The organism is Shewanella loihica PV-4 (genome assembly GCF_000016065.1).
GTDB lineage: Bacteria > Pseudomonadota > Gammaproteobacteria > Enterobacterales > Shewanellaceae > Shewanella > Shewanella loihica.
Genome location: NC_009092.1, coordinates 360283 through 383975, shown reverse-complemented (window position 1 = coordinate 383975; position 23693 = coordinate 360283). Strand labels below are relative to the sequence as shown.

Annotated in this window: 23 protein-coding genes; 10 read left to right on the top strand and 13 right to left on the bottom strand. The window is 54.3% G+C overall.

Annotated features, from left to right (window positions below; translation table 11 throughout):
• Positions 1-121: 121 nt before the first annotated feature.
• Positions 122-1387, top strand: a complete 1266-nt coding sequence (gene rho, locus SHEW_RS01750; protein ID WP_011864143.1) for a transcription termination factor Rho — start codon at positions 122-124, stop codon at positions 1385-1387.
• 75 nt (positions 1388-1462) lie between these two features.
• Here the strand turns inward: rho and SHEW_RS01745 are convergent, their stop codons facing one another.
• The 5 genes from SHEW_RS01745 to SHEW_RS01725 form a co-directional block, all read right to left on the bottom strand.
• Positions 1463-2386: a LysR family transcriptional regulator gene (locus SHEW_RS01745; protein ID WP_011864142.1), complete on the bottom strand. Its 924-nt coding sequence runs from the start codon at positions 2384-2386 to the stop codon at positions 1463-1465.
• 191 nt (positions 2387-2577) lie between these two features.
• On the bottom strand, positions 2578-3309 hold the full coding sequence (locus tag SHEW_RS01740; RefSeq protein WP_011864141.1) for a fumarate reductase iron-sulfur subunit: 732 nt from the start codon (positions 3307-3309) through the stop codon (positions 2578-2580).
• The gene (locus SHEW_RS01735; RefSeq protein ID WP_011864140.1) at positions 3306-5312 is read right to left on the bottom strand and encodes a fumarate reductase flavoprotein subunit; all 2007 of its coding nucleotides are present in this window, start codon (positions 5310-5312) and stop codon (positions 3306-3308) included. Before SHEW_RS01735 ends, SHEW_RS01740 begins: the two co-directional genes overlap by 4 nt.
• Before the next feature lie 46 nt (positions 5313-5358).
• On the bottom strand, positions 5359-6030 hold the full coding sequence (locus tag SHEW_RS01730) for a fumarate reductase cytochrome b subunit (protein WP_011864139.1): 672 nt from the start codon (positions 6028-6030) through the stop codon (positions 5359-5361).
• 144 nt (positions 6031-6174) lie between these two features.
• The gene (locus tag SHEW_RS01725) at positions 6175-6897 is read right to left on the bottom strand and encodes a fumarate reductase cytochrome b subunit (RefSeq protein WP_011864138.1); all 723 of its coding nucleotides are present in this window, start codon (positions 6895-6897) and stop codon (positions 6175-6177) included.
• Positions 6898-7243: 346 nt separating this feature from the next.
• Here SHEW_RS01725 and prmA point away from each other — a divergent pair, with 346 nt between their 5' ends.
• From prmA to ric, 4 genes are all read left to right on the top strand, one after another.
• On the top strand, positions 7244-8125 hold the full coding sequence (gene prmA, locus SHEW_RS01720) for a 50S ribosomal protein L11 methyltransferase (RefSeq protein ID WP_011864137.1): 882 nt from the start codon (positions 7244-7246) through the stop codon (positions 8123-8125).
• 151 nt (positions 8126-8276) lie between these two features.
• A complete protein-coding gene (gene dusB, locus SHEW_RS01715) occupies positions 8277-9245 on the top strand; it encodes a tRNA dihydrouridine synthase DusB (protein WP_011864136.1) in 969 nt (322 codons plus the stop codon).
• A 17-nt stretch (positions 9246-9262) separates the two neighbouring features.
• Positions 9263-9568 carry a DNA-binding transcriptional regulator Fis gene (fis, locus tag SHEW_RS01710; RefSeq protein ID WP_011864135.1) on the top strand — a complete coding sequence of 102 codons (306 nt, stop codon included), beginning with the start codon at positions 9263-9265 and terminating at the stop codon, positions 9566-9568.
• A 262-nt stretch (positions 9569-9830) separates the two neighbouring features.
• The gene (gene ric / locus SHEW_RS01705) at positions 9831-10547 is read left to right on the top strand and encodes an iron-sulfur cluster repair di-iron protein (protein WP_011864134.1); all 717 of its coding nucleotides are present in this window, start codon (positions 9831-9833) and stop codon (positions 10545-10547) included.
• Between the two features lie 112 nt (positions 10548-10659).
• Here ric and SHEW_RS01700 read toward each other — a convergent pair whose 3' ends face one another.
• The 7 genes from SHEW_RS01700 to lptM form a co-directional block, all read right to left on the bottom strand.
• A complete protein-coding gene (locus tag SHEW_RS01700; RefSeq protein WP_011864133.1) occupies positions 10660-11235 on the bottom strand; it encodes a HupE/UreJ family protein in 576 nt (191 codons plus the stop codon).
• Positions 11236-11336: 101 nt separating this feature from the next.
• A complete protein-coding gene (locus SHEW_RS01695) occupies positions 11337-12059 on the bottom strand; it encodes an HAD-IA family hydrolase (protein ID WP_011864132.1) in 723 nt (240 codons plus the stop codon).
• The gene (xerC, locus tag SHEW_RS01690; protein ID WP_011864131.1) at positions 12052-12945 is read right to left on the bottom strand and encodes a tyrosine recombinase XerC; all 894 of its coding nucleotides are present in this window, start codon (positions 12943-12945) and stop codon (positions 12052-12054) included. The genes SHEW_RS01695 and xerC overlap by 8 nt, the downstream gene beginning before the upstream one ends.
• Positions 12946-12952: 7 nt before the next feature.
• Positions 12953-13591, bottom strand: coding sequence for a DUF484 family protein (locus tag SHEW_RS01685; protein WP_041406294.1), 639 nt, complete (start codon positions 13589-13591; stop codon positions 12953-12955).
• A complete protein-coding gene (gene dapF, locus SHEW_RS01680; protein WP_011864129.1) occupies positions 13588-14427 on the bottom strand; it encodes a diaminopimelate epimerase in 840 nt (279 codons plus the stop codon). Before dapF ends, SHEW_RS01685 begins: the two co-directional genes overlap by 4 nt.
• A 37-nt stretch (positions 14428-14464) precedes the next feature.
• Positions 14465-15709, bottom strand: coding sequence for a diaminopimelate decarboxylase (gene lysA / locus SHEW_RS01675; protein ID WP_011864128.1), 1245 nt, complete (start codon positions 15707-15709; stop codon positions 14465-14467).
• A 5-nt stretch (positions 15710-15714) separates the two neighbouring features.
• Positions 15715-15870: an LPS translocon maturation chaperone LptM gene (gene lptM, locus SHEW_RS20285; protein ID WP_223294750.1), complete on the bottom strand. Its 156-nt coding sequence runs from the start codon at positions 15868-15870 to the stop codon at positions 15715-15717.
• 543 nt (positions 15871-16413) lie between these two features.
• On the opposite strand from lptM, the gene cyaY reads away from it, so the two are divergent.
• Positions 16414-16746, top strand: coding sequence for an iron donor protein CyaY (gene cyaY / locus SHEW_RS01670; RefSeq protein WP_041406290.1), 333 nt, complete (start codon positions 16414-16416; stop codon positions 16744-16746).
• A gap of 7 nt (positions 16747-16753) precedes the next feature.
• On the opposite strand, the gene SHEW_RS01665 is transcribed toward cyaY, so the two are convergent.
• Positions 16754-19174 carry a class I adenylate cyclase gene (locus tag SHEW_RS01665; RefSeq protein WP_011864125.1) on the bottom strand — a complete coding sequence of 807 codons (2421 nt, stop codon included), beginning with the start codon at positions 19172-19174 and terminating at the stop codon, positions 16754-16756.
• A gap of 209 nt (positions 19175-19383) precedes the next feature.
• Here SHEW_RS01665 and hemC point away from each other — a divergent pair, with 209 nt between their 5' ends.
• Genes hemC through SHEW_RS01645 form a run of 4 tightly spaced genes read left to right on the top strand, consistent with a single transcriptional unit; the run spans position 19384 to position 23408 of the window.
• A complete protein-coding gene (gene hemC, locus SHEW_RS01660; RefSeq protein WP_041406288.1) occupies positions 19384-20313 on the top strand; it encodes a hydroxymethylbilane synthase in 930 nt (309 codons plus the stop codon).
• A gap of 2 nt (positions 20314-20315) precedes the next feature.
• On the top strand, positions 20316-21047 hold the full coding sequence (locus SHEW_RS01655; protein WP_011864123.1) for a uroporphyrinogen-III synthase: 732 nt from the start codon (positions 20316-20318) through the stop codon (positions 21045-21047).
• 55 nt (positions 21048-21102) lie between these two features.
• Positions 21103-22245, top strand: coding sequence for a uroporphyrinogen-III C-methyltransferase (locus SHEW_RS01650; protein ID WP_011864122.1), 1143 nt, complete (start codon positions 21103-21105; stop codon positions 22243-22245).
• Positions 22242-23408 (top strand): heme biosynthesis HemY N-terminal domain-containing protein, encoded by a 1167-nt coding sequence (locus SHEW_RS01645; protein ID WP_011864121.1) that lies wholly within the window; start codon positions 22242-22244, stop codon positions 23406-23408. The genes SHEW_RS01650 and SHEW_RS01645 overlap by 4 nt, the downstream gene beginning before the upstream one ends.
• Positions 23409-23693: the final 285 nt, after the last annotated feature.

Sequence of the window (23693 nt, the reverse complement as noted above, 5' to 3'; positions counted from 1 at the left end):
CTACTTTAATAACCAGAAACTTTCTCATTAACCACACCTCGCTATTTCGATTAATATCCAAACAACTTTATGCTATTAGTCCCAAAATAGCTTTGTCTCGCAATATACAAGACCCACCACGATGAATTTATCAGAATTAAAAGAGAAGTCGATTTCAGACCTAGTCATTCTGGCTCAGGATATGAAAATCGAGAACATGGCCCGAGCCCGCAAACAGGACATTATTTTCGCAATCCTTAAAGCCCACGCCAAAAGCGGTGAAGATATTTTCGGTGGCGGGGTACTAGAAATCCTGCAAGATGGTTTTGGTTTCCTTCGTAGCGCAGACGGTTCTTACCTGGCAGGTCCAGACGATATCTATGTTTCACCGAGTCAAATTCGCCGCTTCAACATGCGCACCGGTGATACCATTTTTGGTAAAATCCGTCCCCCGAAAGAAGGTGAACGTTATTTCGCGCTACTGAAAGTCAGTGAAGTCAACTTCGACAAACCCGAAAACTCCCGCAGCAAGATCCTCTTCGAAAACTTAACCCCACTTCATGCAGAAGAACGTATCCGAATGGAACGTGGTAACGGTTCAACCGAAGATATTACCGCCCGTATTCTCGACCTCTGCTCGCCAATCGGTAAGGGCCAACGTGGCCTGATCGTGGCGCCGCCGAAGGCAGGTAAGACCTTGCTGCTGCAAAACATTGCCCAGAGCATCACCTACAACAACCCAGAAGTTGTGCTCATGGTACTGCTGATCGACGAACGTCCAGAAGAAGTGACCGAGATGCAACGCCTGGTGAAGGGTGAAGTGGTTGCCTCTACCTTCGACGAGCCCGCCAGCCGTCACGTACAGGTAGCCGAGATGGTTATCGAGAAGGCCAAGCGTCTGGTTGAACACAAGAAAGACGTAGTGATCCTGCTCGACTCTATCACACGTCTGGCACGCGCCTACAACACAGTGATCCCTTCGTCAGGTAAGGTACTTACCGGTGGTGTTGACGCCAACGCACTGCATCGTCCTAAGCGCTTCTTCGGCGCAGCCCGTAACATCGAACACGGCGGCAGCCTGACCATTATCGCCACCGCACTGGTCGATACGGGTTCTAAGATGGACGAAGTGATCTACGAAGAATTTAAGGGTACGGGTAACCAGGAACTGCACCTGTCTCGTAAGGCCGCCGAGAAGCGTGTCTTCCCAGCTATCGACTTCAACCGCTCGGGTACCCGTCGCGAAGAGAAGCTGACCACACCAGACGAGCTACAGAAGATGTGGATCCTGCGTAAGATCCTCAATCCTATGGACGAAGTTAGCGGCATGGAGTTCCTCATCGACAAGCTGGCCATGACCAAGACTAACGAAGAGTTCTTCACCGCGATGAAACGCGCCAAGTCTTAATATAAGTCTTAATAAAAGTCCTAATATTAGTCTTAAAATGTTATCGATAAAAAAGCCGCAAAGATGCGGCTTTTTTTATGCCTGCTGAGTAAAAGCCGCGGCGAGGCGCTTGGCGCGCTGCTGGCAGCGCTGGCGCAGATGCTCCCTCAGGGTCAGCACCAGAGGCGTCACATGTTGGCGCCCGGGGCACACAAGATAGAGATCGGCGCTCTCGCCGCTGTACTGGGTCAGTAGCGGCACCAGGGCGCCGCTGGCCAGGTCATCCGCCAGATCTAGGGATGACTTGTAGACGATCCCCTTGCCCGCCAACGCCCACTTGCGGGCGACTTCGGCGTCGTTACAGGTGCGATTGCCCGACACCCTCACCCTGTGACTCTGACCGTCGCGATAGAAACACCATTGGTCGTGGGTCTTCTCATCTAACATGAAAAACAAGCAGTTATGCTTCTCTAGATCGCTTAGGGTTTCGGGGCGACCATGGACAGCAATATACTCGGGCGAGGCACACAGGATGCGCTGGGCCGAGCAGATCTTAAAGGCCACCAGGCTAGAATCCTTTGGGGTGCCGCTTCGCAGGGCAACATCTATCTTGTCGTGATAGAAGTTGGTCAGGCTGTCGGCGAGATGCAGCCTCAGCTGTAACCTGGGATATTCGTCCATCAGATGATCCAGCCAGGGCAGAATATAGTTACGCCCGGCATCGGACGGCAGGGCTACACTCAACTTGCCGGCAATCTGCGACTTGGCGCAGGCCAGCGCCTGCTCACCGAGACGCAGGTCCTCCAGCGCCCGACGACAATAGCTGAGGTAACGCTCACCGGCGTCGGTCAGCCTCAGGCTGCGGGTGCTGCGGATGAAGAGCACGGTATCTAGCTCCTTCTCCAGCCGCTTCAGGCTGGCGCTGGCCACCGCCGCGGAGATCTCCAACTCCACCGCCGCGCCGCTCAGGCTGCCGCAGTCGGCGACCCTTACAAATAACAATAGATCATTGACCTGCATCGCCTGTTTCCCCGCCGCGTTCGGCACTCTCTTTGAGTGAATTTCTATTAAGCATAGACTGGCTAAAAACCTTACTTTTATCAAAATATTTTTGATAAAAGTAAGCCAAGTGGTGGATTTGGTGCCAATAAAAAAGCCTGCTCGGGCAGGCTTCTTGTGAAGGATGGTGCAATCGACTAAGCGTTATAGGCTTATACCAAAGCGGTCGCCATCTTACGTCTGAGATAGGCGATCTGCTGCATATGCGGCAGGTCTTTAGGACAGTTGTCCTGACAGCCCAGCAGGGTCATGCAACCGAACACCCCATCTTGATTGCCTATCACGTGATAGAAGTCTTCCACGCTACGGGCATCGCGACTGTCGAGCTCGAAGCGAGCGATCTTCATCATGCCCACGGCGCCGACGAAGGTGTCGCGCATCTGCTTGGTGGCACAGGCCGAGACACACACGCCACATTCGACGCAGCGCTCCAGCTCATAGAGCTTGGCCGCCTCCTCGGGATCCATGGGCGCCTCGATGCGGTGAATGTCCGCCTCATCGTTTCTCGGATGCAGCCACAGCTTGAGACGCTCCGCCAGCTCGCGCATAAACTTACCCGTGTTGACCGACAGGTCGCCAATCAGCTCGAAACCCGGCAGCGGCATCAGGGTGATATCCCCCTTAGGATACTTGCTGGTCAGGGTGCGACAGGCCAAGGTGGGATAACCGTTGATCACCATGGCGCAGCTACCGCAGATCCCGGCGCGGCAGACGAAATCGAACTGCAGTGACGGATCCTGCTGCTCACGCAGCATGTTCAGCGCAATAAACACCGTCATGCCCGGCGCCTCTTCCAGCTGATACTTGACCATCTTGGGCTTATCGTCCGGCATCTGAGGATCATAACGGAAGATATTAAAGGTTAGTGTACGACCCTGACTCATTTGCTTTCTTCTCCAAGCTGCTGTCTGTTTCCGAGCGGCTTATCATGCAAACGCTCATTCTTCTCTCTAAGGGATTCTGGCACCTCGAACGGCATCAGCGCGTGTTGGCGCTCATGGCGATCGGCATCTTCGCCCAGGTTACTCAAGATCTCGACGATCTGTTTCTCACGCTTCTCTGTGTCCGGATGCGCAATCGCGTTGTTGATACCATAGCCGCGATAGCCAGGTGGCAGCTCCATCTTCATCACATCCAGCTGTTCGTAGTCCAACTGAGGACGGGTGGCATCCACGCTCGGCCAGGAGGAGAGCGTGCGGTTGAGCCACTCTTTATCGTTACGCTGTGGATAATCTTCACGGGCGTGGGCGCCGCGACTCTCGGTGCGCGCCTCGGCGCCGCAGGCAACCGTTAACGCCACCTTAAGCATACGCTTGACTCTCAGCGCCTCTACCAGCTCTGGGTTAGCATGGCGCTTCTTGCACTTAAGGCCCAAGTTACGCGAGCGGATCAGCAGAGCCTCTAGCTCCTCGACCGCCTTGCTCAGCTCAGGGCCATTACGGAAGATGCCCACATAGTCCATCATGATGCGCTGCATCTCGCGCTTAAGCTCATAGGCAGACTCACTGCCCTGCCCCTCGACCAAGCCATCTATCTCATCGCGCACCTGAGCCACGAAGCGTTCGGCCAGCGAGGTGTCTATCTCCAGGGTGTTCTCTTCACAGAAGTCGGCCACATACTTGCCGATGATCATGCCACCCACCACGGTTTCCGCCAGCGAGTTGCCCCCCAGGCGGTTAAAGCCATGCATGTCCCAACAGGCCGCCTCACCCACACTGAACAGCCCTTTTAGCTGTGGACTCTGCCCCTTGGCATCGGTACGTATACCGCCCATGGAGTAGTGCTGGGTCGGACGCACAGGGATCCAATCTTCCGCGGGATCTATGCCGAGGAAGTTCTCACAGATCTCCTTCACCTCACGCAGGTTGGTCTCCACATGCTTGCGACCGAGCAGGGTGATATCGAGCCATAGGTGCGGCCCATAGGGGCTGTCAACCCCCTTACCCTTGCGCATATGTTCAGTCATGCGGCGCGATACTACGTCGCGCGAGGCCAGCTCCTTCTTCTCCGGCTCATAATCGGGCATGAAACGGTGGCCATCTTTGTCTCTGAGCAGGCCACCGTCACCGCGGCAACCTTCGGTAGTCAGAATCCCCACGGGCACAATCGCCGTCGGGTGGAACTGCACCGCCTCCATGTTACCCAGGGTCGCCACGCCGGTTTCCAGCGCCAACGCCTGGCCTATTCCCTCGCAGATGATCGCATTGGTGGAGACCTCATAGATACGGCCATAGCCGCCGGTGGCGATCGTGGTGGACTTGGCCACATAGGCACGCAGCTCACCGGTGATCAGGCATCTGGCCACCACCCCATGGCAACGCTTGCCATCGTGGATCAGCGCCAGCGCCTCCACCCTTTCATGTACCGGAATATCGAGAGAGATCGCCTTATTGTCCACGGCGTAGAGTAGCGAGTGGCCGGTACCATCAGCGGTATAGCAGGTACGCCACTTCTTGGTGCCGCCGAAGTCGCGTGCGTTGATCAGGCCATGGGCCTCCTCGGCCTCTTCGATGGTGACCTTCTCGGCGTTTACCACCACCTGACGCGGCCCCTTGGTGACCCGCGTCCAAGGCACGCCCCAGTTTGCCAGTTCACGCACCGCCTTGGGGGCACAATGAGCAAACATACGTGCCACTTCCTGATCACAGCCCCAGTCCGATCCCTTTACCGTATCTTGGAAATGTACGTCTTCATCGTCTCCCATGCCTTTGACGGTATTGCCCAAACTGGCCTGCATGCCGCCCTGGGCAGCTGCCGAATGGGAACGCTTGGCGGGGATCAGTGACAGCACCAGGGTATCCAGGCCGCGTTCCTTCGAGGCGATGGCGACCCTTAGTCCCGCCAGTCCGGCGCCCACGACTAAAGAATCGGTATATATCAGTTTCACACTTGCTCCTTACGAGGGATAAGAGATCAAATTAGCGTCTAATGGGTTAGCTGGCGTAGGGCAGGAAGGCAAGCAGAGAGGCCAGACCTATCACCACAAACACCACACTCACTATGGTTTTTATTTTTTTAATTCGGGCGCGGGCGTCGATGGCGCGCTTGGCGCCCCACTTGATGGCCACGCGATAGATGCCGATGGCGGCATGTAACTCGACACACAGAAGCAAGGGCAGATAGACCATCCAGACCCCTTGGTTCCAGATACGGTCGGCGCTACCCACAGGGCCTATGGTTTCCGGCGCGCTGCCGATCAACCAAAGATGCACGGGCAGCAACAGGAAGATCCCCACGCCAGTGATCGCCTGCCACACCCACAGCTTGGTATCATCATGGTGGATCACGCTCATCTGCTGGCGCAGTGCCCGCTGCTGTTGCAGATTCAGCGGCATCTTATGCACGGCAACCAATACATGGATCAGCGCCAGTAGCGCCACTAGGATGGCGATGCCCGACACCACCCAGGGATAACCATGACCATCGGCGCTGAGGAAGCTCAGCTCCATGGTTCGCGCCACAAATGTCATGGCATCGGCCCCCAACAGGATGGAGGAGACCAACACCAGATGTGTCCAGAGGAACAAGGCCAAGATGACGCCAGAGACACTCTGGCTCATGTCGAGCCAACCGCTTACATTATTATTTTTCTTCGCCAGCGACATAGGCACTCCTGTGAAAAGTGGGAGACAAACAGATTTAAGAACAGCTAGCCTTAATGTCGCTCACAAACCCAACTGAAACCGTGAGATAGATCAAAACACAATCCGATATTTTATAATTTGCTAATCTACCCCGCGCCTACACAGTTATGGCACAAATGGCGTAATTGGCAAGACGAGTGATCGGCCTATCATGATGTAAGAGATGAGGCTCAAGATGCCCAGGGTCATCAGATAGATGATCAACACCTTGATCGCCTTTCTCAGCCCCTTACGGTGACGGATAAGCCCCCACTTCACCGCGACGCGGTAGAGGCCTATCATGGCGTGCACCACCACAGCGGGCAGCAACAGGGCGTAGAGCAACCAGGCGTTGGCATGATAGACACGCTCGGCCGACAGATGGGGGCCGATCTCCGGGTTGGTGATCATGGTAAAGATGTGCACCGGCGCCAGGAAGAACAGGATGAAGCCTGTCACCAGCTGCCAGAACCAGGCGTGGCTGTCTTTATGCTTGATCCCCTGCATGTGATTACGCAGCGCGCGCCATTGCCCCAGCTGGGCCGGGAAGCGACGCAGCGCCACCGCCGCATGCAGCATCACAACCAGCATGATAAAGATAGAGAACACCTTGGTCACTATCGGCATGCCATGGCCTGTGCTGCTGAACATGCCGCCTTCGAGGAACTGCACCACGTGATAGAAGGTCTCTTTACCGAAGAGAATGCTCGACTCGAAGTGCAGATGCGCCAGCAAAAAACATCCCAATAAGATGCCGGTGGCACTCTGTATTCTGTCAGCCTTGGCGGACCAGGGACTGCCCAAAGCAGCGTAATGTGTGTGTTGGTACTGCAAGCTGTTAACCTTCATGATCTTTCTGCGCCTAGTGTCGGGATCTACACCATACCAACAAGTTTTTAGCTGCCTATACGGACAGCTGAAAAGCGTGAGACACCTCACCCTGCTAAGGTGGAACATTTGACGTCGATCACAAACAATCCGCCCACAACGAAACAAAGGTAAAACCAATTAACCAATAGTAATCAGTAATTTAAATACTTATTTCAAACAACACAATCAACCACAAACAAGTCAAAATAACCGATTGAATTTAGATGCTAAATCCCCCAAATCTCAGTTTCGGAACAGATTCCTCGGCCTTTGCCTTAGGCTTGGTTTACAATAGGGCCATTATTGACCTTAGAGAGAAGATCCCATGGCCTGGATCCAGTTAAAGATAGACACAGATAACCAACACGCCGAGCAGCTCAGCGACATGCTGATGGAGCTGGGTTCCCTGTCGATCACCTATGAAGATGGTAAAGACACCCCAATCTACGAGCCTAACCTGGGTGAGACCCCGCTGTGGAGCCACACAGTGATCACCGCCCTGTTCGAGGCCGATTATGATCTGGCGCCCGTAGTGGAGATGCTCAAGCTGCAACCTTATTTAGGCGCCGACTTTAGCCATAAGATAGAACAGGTCGAAGACAAGGACTGGGAAAGAGAGTGGATGGACAACTTCCACCCGATCCAATTTGGTCGTCGCCTATGGATCTGCCCAAGCTGGCGCGAAGTGCCCGACCCAGAAGCGGTCAACGTCATGCTGGATCCCGGCCTGGCATTCGGCACCGGCACCCACCCTACTACCGCCCTGTGCCTGGAGTGGTTAGACGGCCTGGACTTACAAGGTAAAGAAGCGATCGATTTTGGCTGCGGCTCAGGCATTCTCGCGGTCGCAGCGCTCAAGCTGGGCGCCGCCAAGGTCACAGGTATAGACATCGACTACCAGGCGATCGATGCCTCTAAGGCCAATGCCGAGCGCAACCAGGTGGCCGACAAGCTCGACCTGTATCTGCCAGAAGACCAGCCTGCCGATCTTAAGGCAGAGGTTCTGGTGGCCAACATTCTTGCCGGCCCGCTGCGCGAACTGGCACCGCTCATCGCCGAGAAAGTACAGCCCGGTGGCCTGCTGGCACTCTCAGGCCTGTTAAAGGAACAGGCCGACGAGATCAGCCAGCATTATGCCCAGTGGTTTGACATGGACGCACCAGTTCACAAAGAGGATTGGAGCCGCTTGACAGGCAGACGCAAATAGGGGTAAAAGCCAGCGGCCGCAAGGCCGCCACAGACTTCTCACCTCGCAAAAGTCAAGCAAAAAAGTTGCTCTCAGGTCATTTATTGACCTTTTCACAGGCTTGAAAAAGGCGTACTATAGCGCCCCTTTGAAGCGCAAGGTGTGATGATTAATGCAGATTGGACCCTATCAACTGAAGAATCAGCTGATCGTGGCTCCTATGGCAGGAGTCACCGACCAACCCTTCCGAAATCTCTGTTTACGCTACGGCGCCGCCCTGGCTGTATCAGAGATGCTTTCGTCCAATCCCGAGGTCTGGGACACGGACAAGAGCCGACAGCGCATGGCACACGCTGGTGAAGATGGGATTCGCTCAGTACAAATTGCAGGTGCCGACCCCGATATGATGGCCCATGCCGCCCTTGTCAACGTACAACAGGGCGCACAGATCATCGATATCAACATGGGGTGTCCTGCAAAAAAAGTGAATAAGAAGTTGGCAGGTTCGGCACTACTGCAGCAACCAGAGCTGGTAAAAGCGATTTTACAGGCTGTCGTTGCCGCTGTGGATGTACCTGTCACCCTGAAGATTCGCACCGGATGGGCACCCGAACACCGAAATGGGGTTCACATAGCCCAAATTGCGCAAGATTGTGGCATTGCCTCGCTCGCGGTCCATGGCCGTACGCGACAATGCATGTACAAAGGCGACGCCGAGTACGACACGATTCGTGCGATTAAACAGAATGTCTCTATTCCAGTTGTCGCAAATGGCGATATCTGCACCCCGGAGAAGGCACGTTCCGTGCTGGACTATACGGGCGCAGATGCCGTGATGATAGGAAGAGGCGCTCAAGGACGACCTTGGCTATTCAGAGAGATCCAACATTACTTGGAAACAGGTAATAAGCTAGCGCCCATTGAAGTGGACGAAAAGCGTCAAGTGATGCTGGAACACCTCAAGAATTTATATGCATTATATGGCGAATACAAAGGGTTACGTATCGCCAGAAAGCATGTTGGATGGTATCTGGACCAAGAAGCGCAGAGATCTTTCAGAGCCGACTTCAATCGGCTGGAAACTGTTGAAGAACAACGTTCCATGTTGGAGCGTTATTTTGATGAATTAGTAAAGAATTAATAAAGAGCAGAATACGAATGTTTGATCAGACAACTCAACCAGAAGCTCATCAGCTTACCGTAGGCAAAATCGAAACCGCTAACGGCACTATCAAGCCTCAGTTACTTCGTGACGCAGTGAAGCGCGCAGTAACTAACTTTTTCGCTCAAATGGACGGCCAGGAAGCCGAAGAAGTTTATGAAATGGTGTTATGTGAAGTTGAAGCACCTCTACTAGATATCATCATGCAACACACTCGTGGTAACCAGACTCGCGCGGCCAACATGCTAGGCATCAACCGTGGTACTCTGCGTAAGAAATTAAAGAAGTATGGCATGAACTAAGACTTTCTTAGTCAGCTGTATTGAACGGGCTCGCCAGCGATGGTGGGCCCGTTTTGCTTTAAGCCGCTTCATTCCCCTCTCAGCCACACAACTCTGCAATCAATCCCTCACCTTAGGCCCACGGCTTAACGTGTAAATCATGATCTGCCTCAACTAAACCAACAATCCCGAGTAAAACACTCAAGTTTACGTTGAATTTACCCGGTAACCTCTCTACCATCTAAACACACTTATAAAATACAGCTTTTGAATTGGAGTCACCATGTCTTTATCTACACACTCCCCATTGGCCTCAGAATTTGCCGAAGAGACAGTTGGCAGCCTAGTGGCCGGCGACTTTCGACGCGCCCACGTCTTCAGCCAATTTGGTATCGATTTCTGCTGCGGCGGCAAGCGCACCCTGGTAAAGGCCTGTGATCGGGCGGGCATCGCCCTGGTGGAGGTAGAGGCGGCGCTCCAGGCCGTGAAGGCCGAAGGGATGCAAGAGGATAGCCTGAATCAGTTACCCTTAAGCGAGCTGATCGACTATATCGAGGCGACTCACCACGACTATGTGCGTGAGAAGGCGCCACTGCTTATCGAATATAGCCAGAAGATGGTGCGCGCCCACGGTGAGCATTATGACGAGATAAAGCCCTTTGCCGGCTGGGTTCGTGCCCTGATAGAAGATCTCATGCCCCACCTGATGAAGGAGGAGCAGATCCTCTTCCCCGCCATCCGCGCCATGGCTGCGGGCGAACAGGTGAGTGGCTGTTTCGGTCACATAGGCAACCCCATCAATGCCATGGAGCATGAGCACGATGAGGCCAGCGAGATTGTCGAGCGCCTGAGAGCCCTCACCAACGACTTCACGCCGCCGCCCCACGCCTGCACCACCTGGCGTATCTGCTATGCCACCCTGAAAGAATTTGTTGCCGATCTGCAGCAACACATACATATCGAGAACAACATCCTCTTCCCTAAGACCCTGGCGATTTAAAACATAGCTTTTTAAAACATAGCCATTCAACAATTAGCTATTTAAAGCTTAGTTATCTATCACTTAGCAAGAGAAGGGGCGCAGCAATCGGCGCCCCTATCCAATCGGCGGCCTAGGCGCCGACAATCAGATAACCACCGACCAAGGCGATCACGCCGCCACTGAGACGCAGCAGCGGCAGCTTATGGCTCAGCTGCTGCATTATGATGCCGAGCGCCACGCCTAGCAGATGGATCACAGCGGTTCCCGTGAGGAAGCCAAGCGCATAGAGCACCGGGCTGGCTAAGGCCGGCATCTCGGCGCCGTGGGCGTGGCCGTGAAAGATGGCAAACAGCCCCACAAACCCCATGGCGAGCAGCAGCGGAATGTGCCTACCCAAGGCGATGGCCAGACCAAGCAGCAACACCGACAGGGCGATCCCCAGCTCAACCCAAGGTAAAGCCACGCCATAGAGGCCAAGGATGCCACCGACCAACATGAAGGCCATGAAGGCGAGCGGTACCGTCCAGATCGCCCGCCCACCCAACTGGGTGCTCAACAGGCCCACACTCAGCATGGCCAGCAGGTGATCGAAACCGAGCACCGGATGATTAAAGCCGGTCATGAAGCCCGCACCATGGGTGATCCCATGGGCGAATACGGGCGTAGTCCACGCCAGCAGCAACAGGGGAAGTAACCTTGTACGCATAAGTCCTCTCTATCCTTGAAATATGAGCACCGACAATAGAGGAAAGAAGGTTAACTGACTGTGATGGTTAGCCGAAAAGTGCAAATAAGTGACTGACAAGCTTAGTCGATAAGGGCCAGCAGATCGTCAAGATCGCTGCAGGTCATATGGGGTAGTTGCCCCTCAGAAATTAGCTGTGGTTCCCTTCCAACCGCCGGATTCAGCCAGGCAGCCTGGCAACCCGCGCGGCGAGCCCCCTGAACGTCGGCCTTAAAGCTGTCACCAAGGTGCAAGAGCTCATGACAGCCGATATCCAGCCGTTGACAGGCCTGATAGAACATATCGGGATAGGGCTTCATGCGAGTGCCATTGCCGGGATGCAGGACGAACTCCAGCACCTCACCCAGCCCAATCCGCTGAGCATCGACATTGCCGTTGGTGATGCCAATCAAGGGATAGTGCCGTGCCAGACGAGTGAGCTTGGCGATCACCTCGGGCGCGACGGTAAAGTCGGAGCGCTGCTCGACAAAGTAGGCCAGGGCCTGCTGCGCCGCCTCGCCCGCCTGCGTCTTAGCGTAACCTAGGGTTATCAGCCCCTGCTCCAGAGTAACCAGGCGCGCCGCCGAGGTGTCGTGGGCCAGGCTTGGGGATTGTCTTATCAAACTGCGCTTCAATACCTGCCAATCATCCAGGCTCCAAGCTTGGGTCAGTGGATGCCTTTGTGCCAGAAAGCTTAGCAGGCGCTGCTCAGCCGCCATGATGATAGGCCGGTTATCATACAGGGTATCGTCCAGATCGAAGCTGATCGCCTTAAAGGGTCGCAGACCTATCGCCACACTAACCATTACCACCCCGCTTCTTCGCCCTGGGATGGGCGCCGTCGTAGACCTTGGCTAGGTGTTGGAAGTCCAGGCTGGTGTAGACCTGAGTCGTCGACAGGTTGGCATGCCCCAGCAGTTCCTGCACCGCCCTGAGATCCGCGCTAGATTCCAGCATATGGGTTGCAAAGGAGTGGCGCAGCTTATGGGGATGCACCCGGGCATTTAGCCCCTGCAGCTGACCCCACTTGTTTAGCCTGGCCTGTATGCTCCTGTGGGCGAGGCGTTTGCCCTTGGCGGTGACAAACAGGGCGTCGTCTTCACAGGGCAAAAGCGAGCGCACCTTGAGCCAGTCGTCGATGGCACTCAGTGCCATGCGGCCAATGGGTACGATACGCTCCTTGCTGCCCTTACCCATGACCTTGACCTGATGCTCGCCGCTGGCGATATCTCGGGTATCCAGGGCCGCCAGCTCGGCCAGACGCAAGCCAGAAGAGTAGAACAGCTCCATGATCGCCTTATCCCGCAACGCCAGCGCATCGTCCCCCTCGATAGACAGAAGATGGGTCACGGAATCGAGATCCATATTCTTAGGCAGGGGCTTTTGCTGTTTGGGGGCGCTGAGGTTCAGGCAGGGATCTTTTTTGATATAGCCCTCTTGCAGCAGATAATGACAAAACTGCTTGAGGGCCGACAGCGTCAGGGCGATGGAGCGAGGCCCCAGCCCCTTGCGGTGCAGCTTATTGAGCACGGCTTGCAGCTGTTCGTCGCTGACCTCTGCCCAGATAAAATTCTCGGGGAGGAGTTCGCCGACCCGCTCGAGCTCGAAGCGATAGTTTCTGACCGTGTGGGGAGAGAGCTGCCGCTCACTGACCAGATATGAGACAAATTCCTGCACCCAGTCGTCAGACATCACGGCCTCACAGCTTAGGCAGCAGGTGGTCGAGTAACTGTTTGAGCTGATCCAGCAAGAGGTTATCCATTTCAGGATGGAAATGCATAGGGTCTTGGCTGGCGATAGCAAAGATCACCTGGCCACACTGCTGTGACAGGCGGGACAGCGCCACCGAGCCCACCTCGCAGCCAAACAGACGCTTAGATTCGTTCTGGGTGAGACGGCCGAAGTAGTAACCCTGCTTCAGGCGTTCGCTCCAGATGTTCGACAGTTCGCTGTCGATATCATGGACAGTGATCAAACGGACATGGGTAAACTGAAATTGCTTCTGCAACTCGCTCGACAGTATCTGCCTCAGGTCACCGAGATCCTCAGCCTGCAATAGCTTGAGCGACAAGGCGGTATTGAACATATAGATCTGTTCGTTACGCGAGGCCATGGCCAGCAAAGAGGTGATCTCCTCCTCCAGCTGAGTCACCCTGGATCTCAGCATCTCCTGACGACGCTCCACCAAGGATACTGCGCCACGCTGCTCATGGGGGATCCGCATCGCCAACAGCAGCTCGGGATAGCGGGCGAAAAAGTCGGGATTGTCGAGCAGATACTCGCGGATCAAGACTTCATCGAAGGGCAACTCGGCTTTTTTGTTCATCGCATCATTCATTGCTGTATCTGTCCATCGTATACATGTTCAGCAGGCCCCGTCATCCATAGGGGCTTACCCTCGCCTTCCCAGTTGATGGTTAAGCTACCACCGGGAAGGTCGACTCGCACGCGTCTGGCGAGCTTGCCTTGCAGTTGGCCCACGGCCACGGCCGCACAGGCGCCGCTGCCACAGGCCAAGGTTTCGGCCGCGCCGCGTTCATACACTCTAAGTTTAATATGGTTTGCATCGACCACCTGCATGAAACCTACGTTCACCCCCTTGGGGAAACGTTCATGCTTGGTGAGCAGTGAACCTATCCGCTCGACATCAGCGTTGGCCACATCGTCGACCTCCAGCACACAGTGAGGATTACCCATAGACACGGCGCCGCAGAGGAAGGTCTGCATGCCCTCAGGCATATCGGCCTGCAGTAGGTAGGTCTTCTCCGCCTTCTTGGCATTGAATGGGATGCGACTCGGCTCCAGCACAGGGATTCCCATGTTGACCGTGACGCTGCCGTCACGTTCAAGGCGCAAGGTCATCTTGCCAGAAGAGGTACTGACCTTGATCTTCTGCTTATTGATCAAGCCCTTGCTCTTAACGAAGCGCGCGAAACAGCGAGCGCCATTGCCACACTGCTCGACTTCGCTGCCATCGGCATTAAAGATGCGATAGTGAAAATCCAAATCAGGATCATAGGGCGGCTCCACCAACAGGAGCTGATCGAAACCGATGCCGAAGTTGCGATCCGCTAAGCGCTTTATCTGCTCGGGCGAGAAATAGACGTTCTGCGTCACGCCATCGACCACCATAAAGTCATTGCCTAAACCGTGCATCTTGGTGAAATGGATCAAATGTGTTTTCCTTCAAAAAGTAACCGGCCTGCCCTGCTTAAGGGAGGAGTTGTTCACCTTGCCATAATTGCGCGACTTTTTCTCGCTCTCTCACCAAATAATGACGTTCGCCATCCACCATCACCTCGGCGGCGCGGGGGCGAGAGTTATAATTTGATGCCATGGTAAAGCCATAGGCGCCCGACGAGCGCACCGCCAACAGATCATTGGCCCTGATGTTGAGCGCCCTGTCTTTGCCTAAGAAGTCACCCGTCTCACACACTGGGCCCACCACGTCATATTGGCGGGTCTCGCCTGGGCGTGGAACCACAGGGATGATCTTCTGCCAGGCACTATACAGCGAAGGACGAATAAGGTCGTTCATGGCGCCGTCGACTAGGGCGAAATTCTTCTCGGCGTTCTCTTTCAGGTAGAGCACCTGAGTCACGAAGATACCGGCATTGGCGGCAATGGCACGTCCCGGCTCGAAGATGAGCTTGAGGTCGCGTCCCGCGAGTTTACCAAGCAGGGCACTGGCGTAGGCACTCGGCTCCGGCGGCTGCTCGCCATCATAGGTGACCCCCAGACCGCCGCCCACATCCAGGTGCGCAATCTTCACCCCCTGCTCGGCCAGACGGTCGATGAGGGCCAACATGCGATCCATGGCATCGAGGAAAGGCTGTAACTCGGTGAGCTGCGAGCCGATATGGCAATCGGCGCCCTTCACTGCCAGGCCCGGCAATTCATTTGCCCGCAGGAAGATCGCCTCGGCCTCTTCCATGGCGATACCAAACTTATTCTCTTTCAAGCCGGTCGAGATATAAGGGTGTGTGCCGGCGTCCACATCTGGGTTAACCCGCAGTGATACAGGCGCGACTTTGCCCAGCCTCAGTGCGACCAGGTTAAGCTGCTCGAGCTCGGCGGCCGACTCGACATTGAAGCAGTAGATCCCCGCTTCCAGGGCCATCTCCATCTCGGCAACTGTCTTGCCGACGCCAGAGAAGACCACCTTACTCGCCTCACCACCGGCTTCTAATACTCTTGCCAACTCGCCGCCGGAGACGATATCGAAGCCACTGCCCAGACGCGCTAACACATTCAGCACCGCCAGGTTAGAGTTGGCCTTCACCGCGTAGCAGATCATATGGGGATGGTCGGCAACCGCATTGTCGAAGGCATGCCAGTGGCGCTCTAGGGTCGCGCGCGAATAGACATAGAGCGGCGTGCCATAGGTTTCTGCGAGAGAGGCAACGGTACATTGCTCGGCATAGAGTTCATCTTGTTGATAGAGAAAGTGATCCACTGGGCTTAATCCTTATTGTTATTCTGCTCGGTTGCTGGCGTGGGCTGTTCCACCTGCGGCTTCTGGTTGTCTTCTTGCGCTGGCGATTTATACAGAGGCCCCTTCTGCCCGCAGCCGCTCAGCGCCGCGCTCGCCAACACCATAAGTAAAATCGGTTTCATCTTATTCAACATCAGACATTCCAGTTTCGAGGGGATCACACACGGTAGCCAAAGGGCTCCGTACCTTTTTCATCATGTTTCTCATGATTGTACGCACTATCTCGGCTCGCGGGAGAGAAAAAGATGATTTTTACCCCAAACAGGATAAATCCCCGCTAAAAGCCATAAAAATTCACTTTTCATATTTCAGGCATCGACCTGACAAACGAAATCCCTGCTCAGCAAAATCTCGCTTTATCGTCATCAAACTGGGCCCTTGCCCTTCGCCTGACTCGCCCGCGCACAACCAATATCGAGTCTGTCTGATGTTTGCAGAGATAGGGCCAAAACGTCAAGCTTAACCCAGACTAAAACCCCCGAATGTGAATATTTTTATTCATTGGCAAGCCGAGGCTACCTCCTTAGTTTCTGCAAAGCAGAGAGAGAGGCGGGCGACTGGCGACAAACTTCACCTCACAAGGGCCCGGCCAAAGTTAGATATTTGGTAAATTTGGTATTACTATGTGGGCTCTGCAACAACCCACTCCACTGAAGGATGCCCAGATGGCAATGACAGATTCAGAGTATCACCAACTCGCCGACGAAATGTTTACCGCACTTGAAGATGCCATAGAGAACGCAATCGATGAACAAGATGCCGATATCGACATCGATGCCTCAGGCAATGTTTTGCAACTCGAGTTCCAGGACAAGTCCAAGATAGTCATCAATAAGCAAGAGCCCCTGCATCAGATCTGGGTAGCGACACAGTTTGGTGGATACCACTTCTCTTACGTCGAGGGTAAATGGCTGGATGAGCGCAGCGATGCGGGCGAATTTATGCCCTTCGTGCTCGCCTCTATCCTGCGTCAGGGCGGCATAGCGCTGAGCCTGTAAGCCGGCGTTAAAATTCGATGGCTGCCTCGTCGACGTTGACCCCAAAGGGCTGCGCCTGCAGTCGGCCATCGACTCTGACCAAACGGAAAAACTGCGGTAGATTAAAGCGTTCGTTATCCAGATAAGAGTCGGCAAAAGCATGATGATGACTCACCTGACTCACCAGCTCCTCTAGGTTGTTCCCCGGCTGAACATAATGATTCAGTTCATTTTTTTCATCCAGCACAAATACGTCTATCCCCTCCTTGCCCGGGCGCAAGAAGTATTGAATCGCACCTATGGCGGCAAAATCCTGGATCACCTCGGGGATCTTGCTGAAAGGCTCGTTGCCGAGATCCGGCCGCGGCAGCTCGAGCATTCGCTGCTTGGAGAGACGTTGATAGAAGGCCGTGGACTCACTCAAGTCCTGATACACCATGCCCTTGGAGTTGAAAAACAGGCCATATTTTATCCCGCCCACCTGCAAGGGGTGCACCATAGTCGACGAGGTTTTCGCCTTGGTACACATACGATTTGCTCGGTGAACCAGCTGGCTGATGCTGCGCTCTATCTGGGTACTGAGACGGCTGGAGCAGCTCACCACATCCACCTTCACCTGCTGGGGTGCCCGCTGCATGCCAGGGGTGATGTAGACCAAGGCATCTAAGATGGCTTCGTTACCCTCGAAATGATGGCAGTGCCACTCTCCCCAGCTGTTTTGACAGATAACATCCAGCGACTGCACCATATTCCTGTGGTGACGCCCCATGGAGAAGATGTTGGCGTTCATGTAGTCGAAGATGATCTCCTGCCCCCGCCACAGCTGGGTCTCATCGCGATTGAAATTGATGAGAAATAGCAGCTGACGAAAATGCCACGGCTGACACAAGTCCAGCTTAGATGCCCGCCAGCGACGCTCCGTCATGATAGTGGGCAGACGCTTGGCCGCCTTGGTGAGCGCCTTATCCTGGCCTTTGCCTTCGCCATAGGCGTACCACTGAGTCTGGGCGGTAGATACGCCATTCAGGCTGGCCCAAATCAATAACTTAGCCTTGCTATGGGAGTGAAATACCGCACGATTCCCCATGAAGTTTTTCGATTCTGGGGTGCAGCGGTAAAGGTAATACTCCTTGGTATTATGGCTGTAGATCACCGTCAGGTGCGCCTCGGCTACCGAGCGGGTCCAGAGTCGGTTGAGGCTGATGATCTGCTTGTCATCCTCGCTAAAGTAGGTGTGTAGCTTGCGGGTCAACAGCCCCAACTCGGAGATCTTCAGGCTGTCGCTCAGCTTGTTGGCCGAGGCAAATTGTAGGAGGGTCTGATAACAGCCCAGCATCAACTCATTGAGCTGCTCGTTGAACCACTGCAACTGACCACAGTGCCAGCTGGCGCATTGATCTAAGGTGCGCAGCAGGTTATCGGACCAACCCCAGCGCGTCACCAAGGATTGCAACTTATAGTAACGCCAATCTTTAGGGTGCTCCGCCACCGTCAGCCTGATACCGCATTTCAAATAGAAGCAGCGACGTACGATCTCGAGGCGCCGCTTATCGTTCTTATATTCCAGATAGTGTTCGATCGATTGATACAGGAGAAAATAGGCATCGTTGAAGGCCGAAAAATCCCCCGCCAGAGTGCGTTGCCACACCTGGGTGGTCACTAGGTTACTATTGGGATAATCGCTGGCATAGGCCTCCAGCAGCATTACCTTGAGCAGCGCCTTATGGGGCTTGTCCAAGCCTTTGTAGAGCTGCCACAGGGAGGCGCCGAAATACTCACTGGCGGGCAGGTTACTCACGTCCCCCAGAAAGAGATGGCTCTCGATCGCCTCGGCCCCTGGCCACCAGGCGACCCGCTTACCGCCGAGACAGATCTGGCTGCGGTAAAATTCTTCCAGCAGCAACCAGTGCTGCACGCTGCCACTATTCTCGCACCCCAGGCTTGCGGTCTGAACCACGCCGTCGCGACTGCTTGAAATAAACTGTTTTGGATGAACCAGATAGATATTCACTTCGAGATCGTGCTGCCCGAACCAGGCCGTCAGTAGCTGCGACTTATCCTGCAGGGAAGCGATTTCATCGTCGGCCAGGGTTGGGTCATACACCAACCAGACGTCGATATCACTCTTAGGGTTTTGCCCAAAACTGGCGGTACTGCCCATGGTATAAACACCATACAGGGCGCTCTGCTGCTGATGGATCACCTGGGGCTCGCTGAGCCCTAAGGTACGGCAGGCCTCTAGGGCATCGTCACTGGGAAAATATTCGAACACGCCGCTTGGCGTCATGGGGCCGTTGTAGCCAGGGAAGTCACTACGATGATAGTGAAACAGCACAGGGATCAGTTGCATCAGATGACGCTGCAGAGGCGTCAACATGGCAAGCGCACGCGCTAAACGCACTTTGTTTAAGCGCTCCGCCGTTGCGATAAAATGCTCTTGCTCTTTCAATTTTAAGCAACCTAGTCCATTTAGCTCACCTATAGCATGCTAACAGCTTAGGCGGAAACAGCAAGTATTTGAGAGCTGGATCACACTTTATCCTCAAGCTGCACAAAGCGTAAGCGGGTGAACTTCAAAGAATCGACAGCCATTTCTTACATCTAGCAATTAGCAATGTTAGCATTAGCGCAACTATGGCCTCTGATGGAATATCGAGCATGTCTCAAAACGTCATTCGTATCGCTACACGTAAAAGTCCACTGGCAATGTGGCAAGCTGAATTTGTTAAAGCCGAACTAGAAAAAGCCCATGAGGGTTTAGTCGTCGAACTGCTGCCGATGAGCACCAAGGGAGATGTCATCCTAGACACGCCATTGGCAAAGGTAGGTGGTAAAGGCTTGTTCGTTAAAGAGTTGGAAGTTGCCATGCTAGAAGGCAAGGCAGATATCGCCGTGCACTCGATGAAAGATGTGCCGGTCGACTTCCCCGAAGGTTTGGGCCTGCAGGTGATCTGCGAGCGTGAAGATCCACGCGATGCCTTCGTCTCAAATACCTATAAGAATATCGAAGAGTTACCACAGGGCGCCATCGTCGGCACCTCGAGCCTGAGACGCCAATGCCAGATCCGTGCGGCGCGCCCAGATCTTGAGATCCGCGATCTGCGTGGCAACGTGGGCACTCGCCTGGCCAAGCTAGATGCCGGCAACTATGACGCTATCATTCTGGCGGCCGCTGGCCTGAAACGCCTCAAACTCGAAGACCGTATCGCCAGCTTTATCTCGGCGGAAGACTCGCTACCCGCTAACGGTCAAGGCGCCGTGGGTATCGAATGCCGCACCGACGATGAACGCGTCAAGGCGCTACTTGCACCGCTAGAGCATATCGAAACCCGCTACCGCGTGATCGCCGAGCGTGCCATGAACACTCGCCTGGAAGGTGGCTGTCAGGTGCCAATCGGTGCCTATGCGGAAATCGACGGCGACACCCTGTCGCTTCGAGGCTTAGTAGGTAACCCAGACGGTAGCCAGGTGATCCGCGGCACAACCAGTGGCGCTAAGCAAGATGCTGAGCAGCTGGGTATTGCACTGGCCGATGAGCTGCTATCTAAAGGCGCCAAAGCCATTTTAGATGCGGTATACGCCAAGTAAAAATGAAGCTACTCCTGACGCGCCCCGAAGGGCGCAATCAGTCTATGGCCGAGGCACTGTCACAACGTGACGTGCCATTCACCATAGCGCCGCTGCTAGCGGTCGTCGCAAATAACGAAGCCGACCATGAGCACAAGAAAAAGCTTTTCTATCAGTCTGATATCATCATCTTTATCAGCACCAATGCGGTAGAGTATGCCGATATTGCCCTGTCGTCAGCTTGGCCTAAGGATAAGCAATATTTTGCGGTCGGTCAGGCAACCTATTGCGCCCTTAAGGACAAAGGCATTGTGGCCTTTGAGGCCCCCGAGTCTTGCCAGCAAACCGAAGGCCTGCTTACCTTAGCTCAGCTGCAAGCCATTACTGGACAACAGATCACCATAGTCAGGGGAGTCGGCGGCCGGGAAACTCTGGCCAGCGAACTGGCAGATAGAGGCGCCAAGGTCGACTACTGGGAGGTCTATCGCCGCGCCTGCCCACAGCTCGATCCCCACACTCCCTATGAATGGCGAGAGCAAGCAATTGACACCATAGTGATTACCAGTGGTGAAATTCTGGCCAACCTAATTACACTTGTACCTAAAGAATTATTTGCTTGGCTGCACGCATGTCATATTATAGTGCCCAGCGCACGTGTCTATGACCAAGCCATTGCGGCAGGTTTTACACGGGTCACCAATGCAAAAGCAGCAAACCGCGACGCAGTACTCACAGCCTTAGGTTTACAGGATTAAGCCTTCTTACACAGCTGCTCGCCGATGTCGCCCTCGTCTTCAAGGATCTGCCTAAATGGACAAAAATACCCAAGAGAGTAAAGCGGTCGCCACCACAGAGCACGATGAGTCTATCGATGCGACCTTTACCGACACGCCACAGGCCAAATCGACAGCATCCCAGGAGACCAAGCCCGCTCAGTCTGGCGGCGGGGTTTCATGGGGATTTCTCTTTAATCTGGTATTTATCCTATTACTCCTGTTTGCCACGGCAACCGGCGGTTTCTACCTGTATCAGGAGCTGACCCAGCAGAAAGAAAAGACGGCCGTACTGGCTAAACAGCTGCAACAGGGGCTAGACGATCCGCGCACCCGCATTACCCATCTAGAGCAGCAGCAACGCACAGCAGAAAATCAATTCGATCAAAAGCTTGCCCAGCTACAAGCCAAGCAGGGTGAGGTGCAGGATCAGGTTAACAAGTTGGCTCAGCGCAACCCCAACCATTGGATGGCCGAGGAAGCCAAATACCTGGTCAGAATGGCGGGCAATAAGCTGTGGCTAGAGAAAGATCCCCAGACGGCGCTTAGCCTGCTGGAGGCCGCGGACGATCGCATCGAAACCATGAAAGATCCATCGCTGACGCCGATCCGTAAGGCCTTGGCGCGAGACATGAACGATGTCGCCGCCATCAAGAGTACCGACGTAGCCGGCACTGTGCTCAGCCTAGACACCATCATAGAACGCCTGCCTAAACTCAAGGTCAATCGTAGCGAGTCCAAAATCAACGCCAAAGACGACTCGTTGCAAGTCACCGAATCTATCGACGACTGGCAGAGTAATCTGGCCAAATCTTGGCAGGCACTCATCGAAGAGTTTGTCATCATACGCAAACGCACCACAGATCCGGCACCGCTACTGGCGCCCGATCAACAGTGGTATCTTGTTGAAAACATTCGCAACAAGCTCCTGCAGGCACAACTGGCACTGTTCCGACAGGATCAGGTGAATTACCGTCAGTCGGTGACGCTGGCCAGAAAATGGATCTTCCAGTATTTCGATCTCGACGATAACAAGACCGAGCAGACCTTGGCTGCACTGGATGCCCTAGCCACCCTGGAAATTCAGTCGCCCACCATAGAGCAATTTGCCGCTACGCCGCTGCTACAGCAGCTGGTGACCAACGGCAGCCTGATTAAGGATCGGGAGACATCGCTATGATAAGAGCCTTGATCTACCTGGTAATCGTCATCATAGGGTTAATCGCCAGCCCTTATCTCTCCTGGCTAAAAGGTTATATCTATATCGCCATTGGCGACTATGAACTGGAAACCAGTCTGGTATTTGCCATTTTTGCCGCCGTCATGTTTTACGTGGGGCTGGTATTGCTGGAGATGCTGGTCGTCTGGACCATAAACTTGGTTCTAAACAGCCGCCTGCTACCGGAAAAGTGGCGTCGTAAGGCAGCCAGAAAACACACCCTCACAGGCGCCTTAGCCTTGGCCGAAGAAGATTGGTCGACCGCCGAAAAGGCGATGGCCCGTGGCGCCGACAAGGGCGAGATCCCGGCGTTGAATCTATTAGCTGCCGCCCGCGCCGCCCAGCACAGAAACGACCATGACGCCCGTGATCATTACCTCAACGAGGCGGCCAAAGATCCCGCGGCCTACAAGGCGGTACTCACGACTCGAGTAAGATACCTGCTTCAACAAGGCGAACTCACCCGGGCTCGCGCCCTGCTGGACGAGCTCAACCCGACCAGCAAGAGCAAGCCACCCGTATTGGCTTTGGCACTCGATCTCTATCGCGCCCAGCAAGATTGGTCGGCCCTCAAGCTGCTACTTCCCATCGTTAAGAAGCGCGGCATCATAGATGAAAGCGAGCATCAAGCGCTGAACGCCGAGGTTAACCTGGAGCTGCTCAAGCAAGCAGCGGGGCAGAACGAACAGGCATTAGAAAAAGCATGGCACTGGCTTTCCCGCGCAGAACGTAAGCAAACCGAGTTTATTGCACAATATGCCCTGGGCCTCGCCAAATTTGAGCGCAGAGACGAGGCGATCAAACTCCTGATGAAACAGGCGAAACAGCAGCCCACGCAGGCGATCTTCGACGCCCTGCCCCAGGTGCTGACCCCAGCGGATCTCGACGCGAGAAAGCAACTTTTTGAACTTGAAAAGAAACTCGGCGAGCAAACCGAATACCAGGCCTGTATCGCCGCGCTGTACGATCAAAGCAAGGAGTTCAGAGAGTCTCAAAAGTGGTGGGCTAAAGTCTGCCAGCAATCCCCCACCAAACAGCGCTGGCTGGCGCTTGCCGAGGCCTGCGAACACCTGGGTGAACAGAACCAGGCACTGCAGAATTACCGAAAAGCGGCAATTTTTTGACGCTTTTTTATACTGTTTTCAACTAAGAAACCACCTTTACTGGTGGTTTTTTATTTATAAAAATGCCCCCAACCTGCTTCCTTACATATAACCCGCATTAAAACAATTAATTAGTTGTATTTTTATAAAAACACACTATTTCACCCTATTTTTCCCTTAATTACCGCTATTTGACAGCTATCCAATGCCAACCACACTTAAAGAGCTAAACCACGTGGATATACCAATAGCAAGCGCAAAACAGAACTCTTTTGCTCTTGATTTTACTCTTTGTAGAGCGAGACA

What these genes read in the sequence shown, in the direction of transcription:
- SHEW_RS01740 (WP_011864141.1), bottom strand. Translation starts at nt 3,309, where the DNA reads ATGAGTCAGGGTCGTACACTAACCTTTAATATCTTCCGTTATGATCCT.
- SHEW_RS01650 (WP_011864122.1), top strand. Translation starts at nt 21,103, where the DNA reads ATGGACAAAAATACCCAAGAGAGTAAAGCGGTCGCCACCACAGAGCAC.
- xerC (WP_011864131.1), bottom strand. Translation starts at nt 12,945, where the DNA reads ATGTCTGACGACTGGGTGCAGGAATTTGTCTCATATCTGGTCAGTGAG.
- SHEW_RS01725 (WP_011864138.1), bottom strand. Translation starts at nt 6,897, where the DNA reads ATGAAGGTTAACAGCTTGCAGTACCAACACACACATTACGCTGCTTTG.
- SHEW_RS01730 (WP_011864139.1), bottom strand. Translation starts at nt 6,030, where the DNA reads ATGTCGCTGGCGAAGAAAAATAATAATGTAAGCGGTTGGCTCGACATG.
- fis (WP_011864135.1), top strand. Translation starts at nt 9,263, where the DNA reads ATGTTTGATCAGACAACTCAACCAGAAGCTCATCAGCTTACCGTAGGC.
- SHEW_RS01745 (WP_011864142.1), bottom strand. Translation starts at nt 2,386, where the DNA reads ATGCAGGTCAATGATCTATTGTTATTTGTAAGGGTCGCCGACTGCGGC.
- ric (WP_011864134.1), top strand. Translation starts at nt 9,831, where the DNA reads ATGTCTTTATCTACACACTCCCCATTGGCCTCAGAATTTGCCGAAGAG.
- dusB (WP_011864136.1), top strand. Translation starts at nt 8,277, where the DNA reads ATGCAGATTGGACCCTATCAACTGAAGAATCAGCTGATCGTGGCTCCT.
- SHEW_RS01645 (WP_011864121.1), top strand. Translation starts at nt 22,242, where the DNA reads ATGATAAGAGCCTTGATCTACCTGGTAATCGTCATCATAGGGTTAATC.
- hemC (WP_041406288.1), top strand. Translation starts at nt 19,384, where the DNA reads ATGTCTCAAAACGTCATTCGTATCGCTACACGTAAAAGTCCACTGGCA.
- SHEW_RS01685 (WP_041406294.1), bottom strand. Translation starts at nt 13,591, where the DNA reads ATGAATGATGCGATGAACAAAAAAGCCGAGTTGCCCTTCGATGAAGTC.
- SHEW_RS01655 (WP_011864123.1), top strand. Translation starts at nt 20,316, where the DNA reads ATGAAGCTACTCCTGACGCGCCCCGAAGGGCGCAATCAGTCTATGGCC.
- lptM (WP_223294750.1), bottom strand. Translation starts at nt 15,870, where the DNA reads ATGAAACCGATTTTACTTATGGTGTTGGCGAGCGCGGCGCTGAGCGGC.
- SHEW_RS01695 (WP_011864132.1), bottom strand. Translation starts at nt 12,059, where the DNA reads ATGGTTAGTGTGGCGATAGGTCTGCGACCCTTTAAGGCGATCAGCTTC.
- rho (WP_011864143.1), top strand. Translation starts at nt 122, where the DNA reads ATGAATTTATCAGAATTAAAAGAGAAGTCGATTTCAGACCTAGTCATT.
- prmA (WP_011864137.1), top strand. Translation starts at nt 7,244, where the DNA reads ATGGCCTGGATCCAGTTAAAGATAGACACAGATAACCAACACGCCGAG.
- cyaY (WP_041406290.1), top strand. Translation starts at nt 16,414, where the DNA reads ATGGCAATGACAGATTCAGAGTATCACCAACTCGCCGACGAAATGTTT.
- SHEW_RS01700 (WP_011864133.1), bottom strand. Translation starts at nt 11,235, where the DNA reads ATGCGTACAAGGTTACTTCCCCTGTTGCTGCTGGCGTGGACTACGCCC.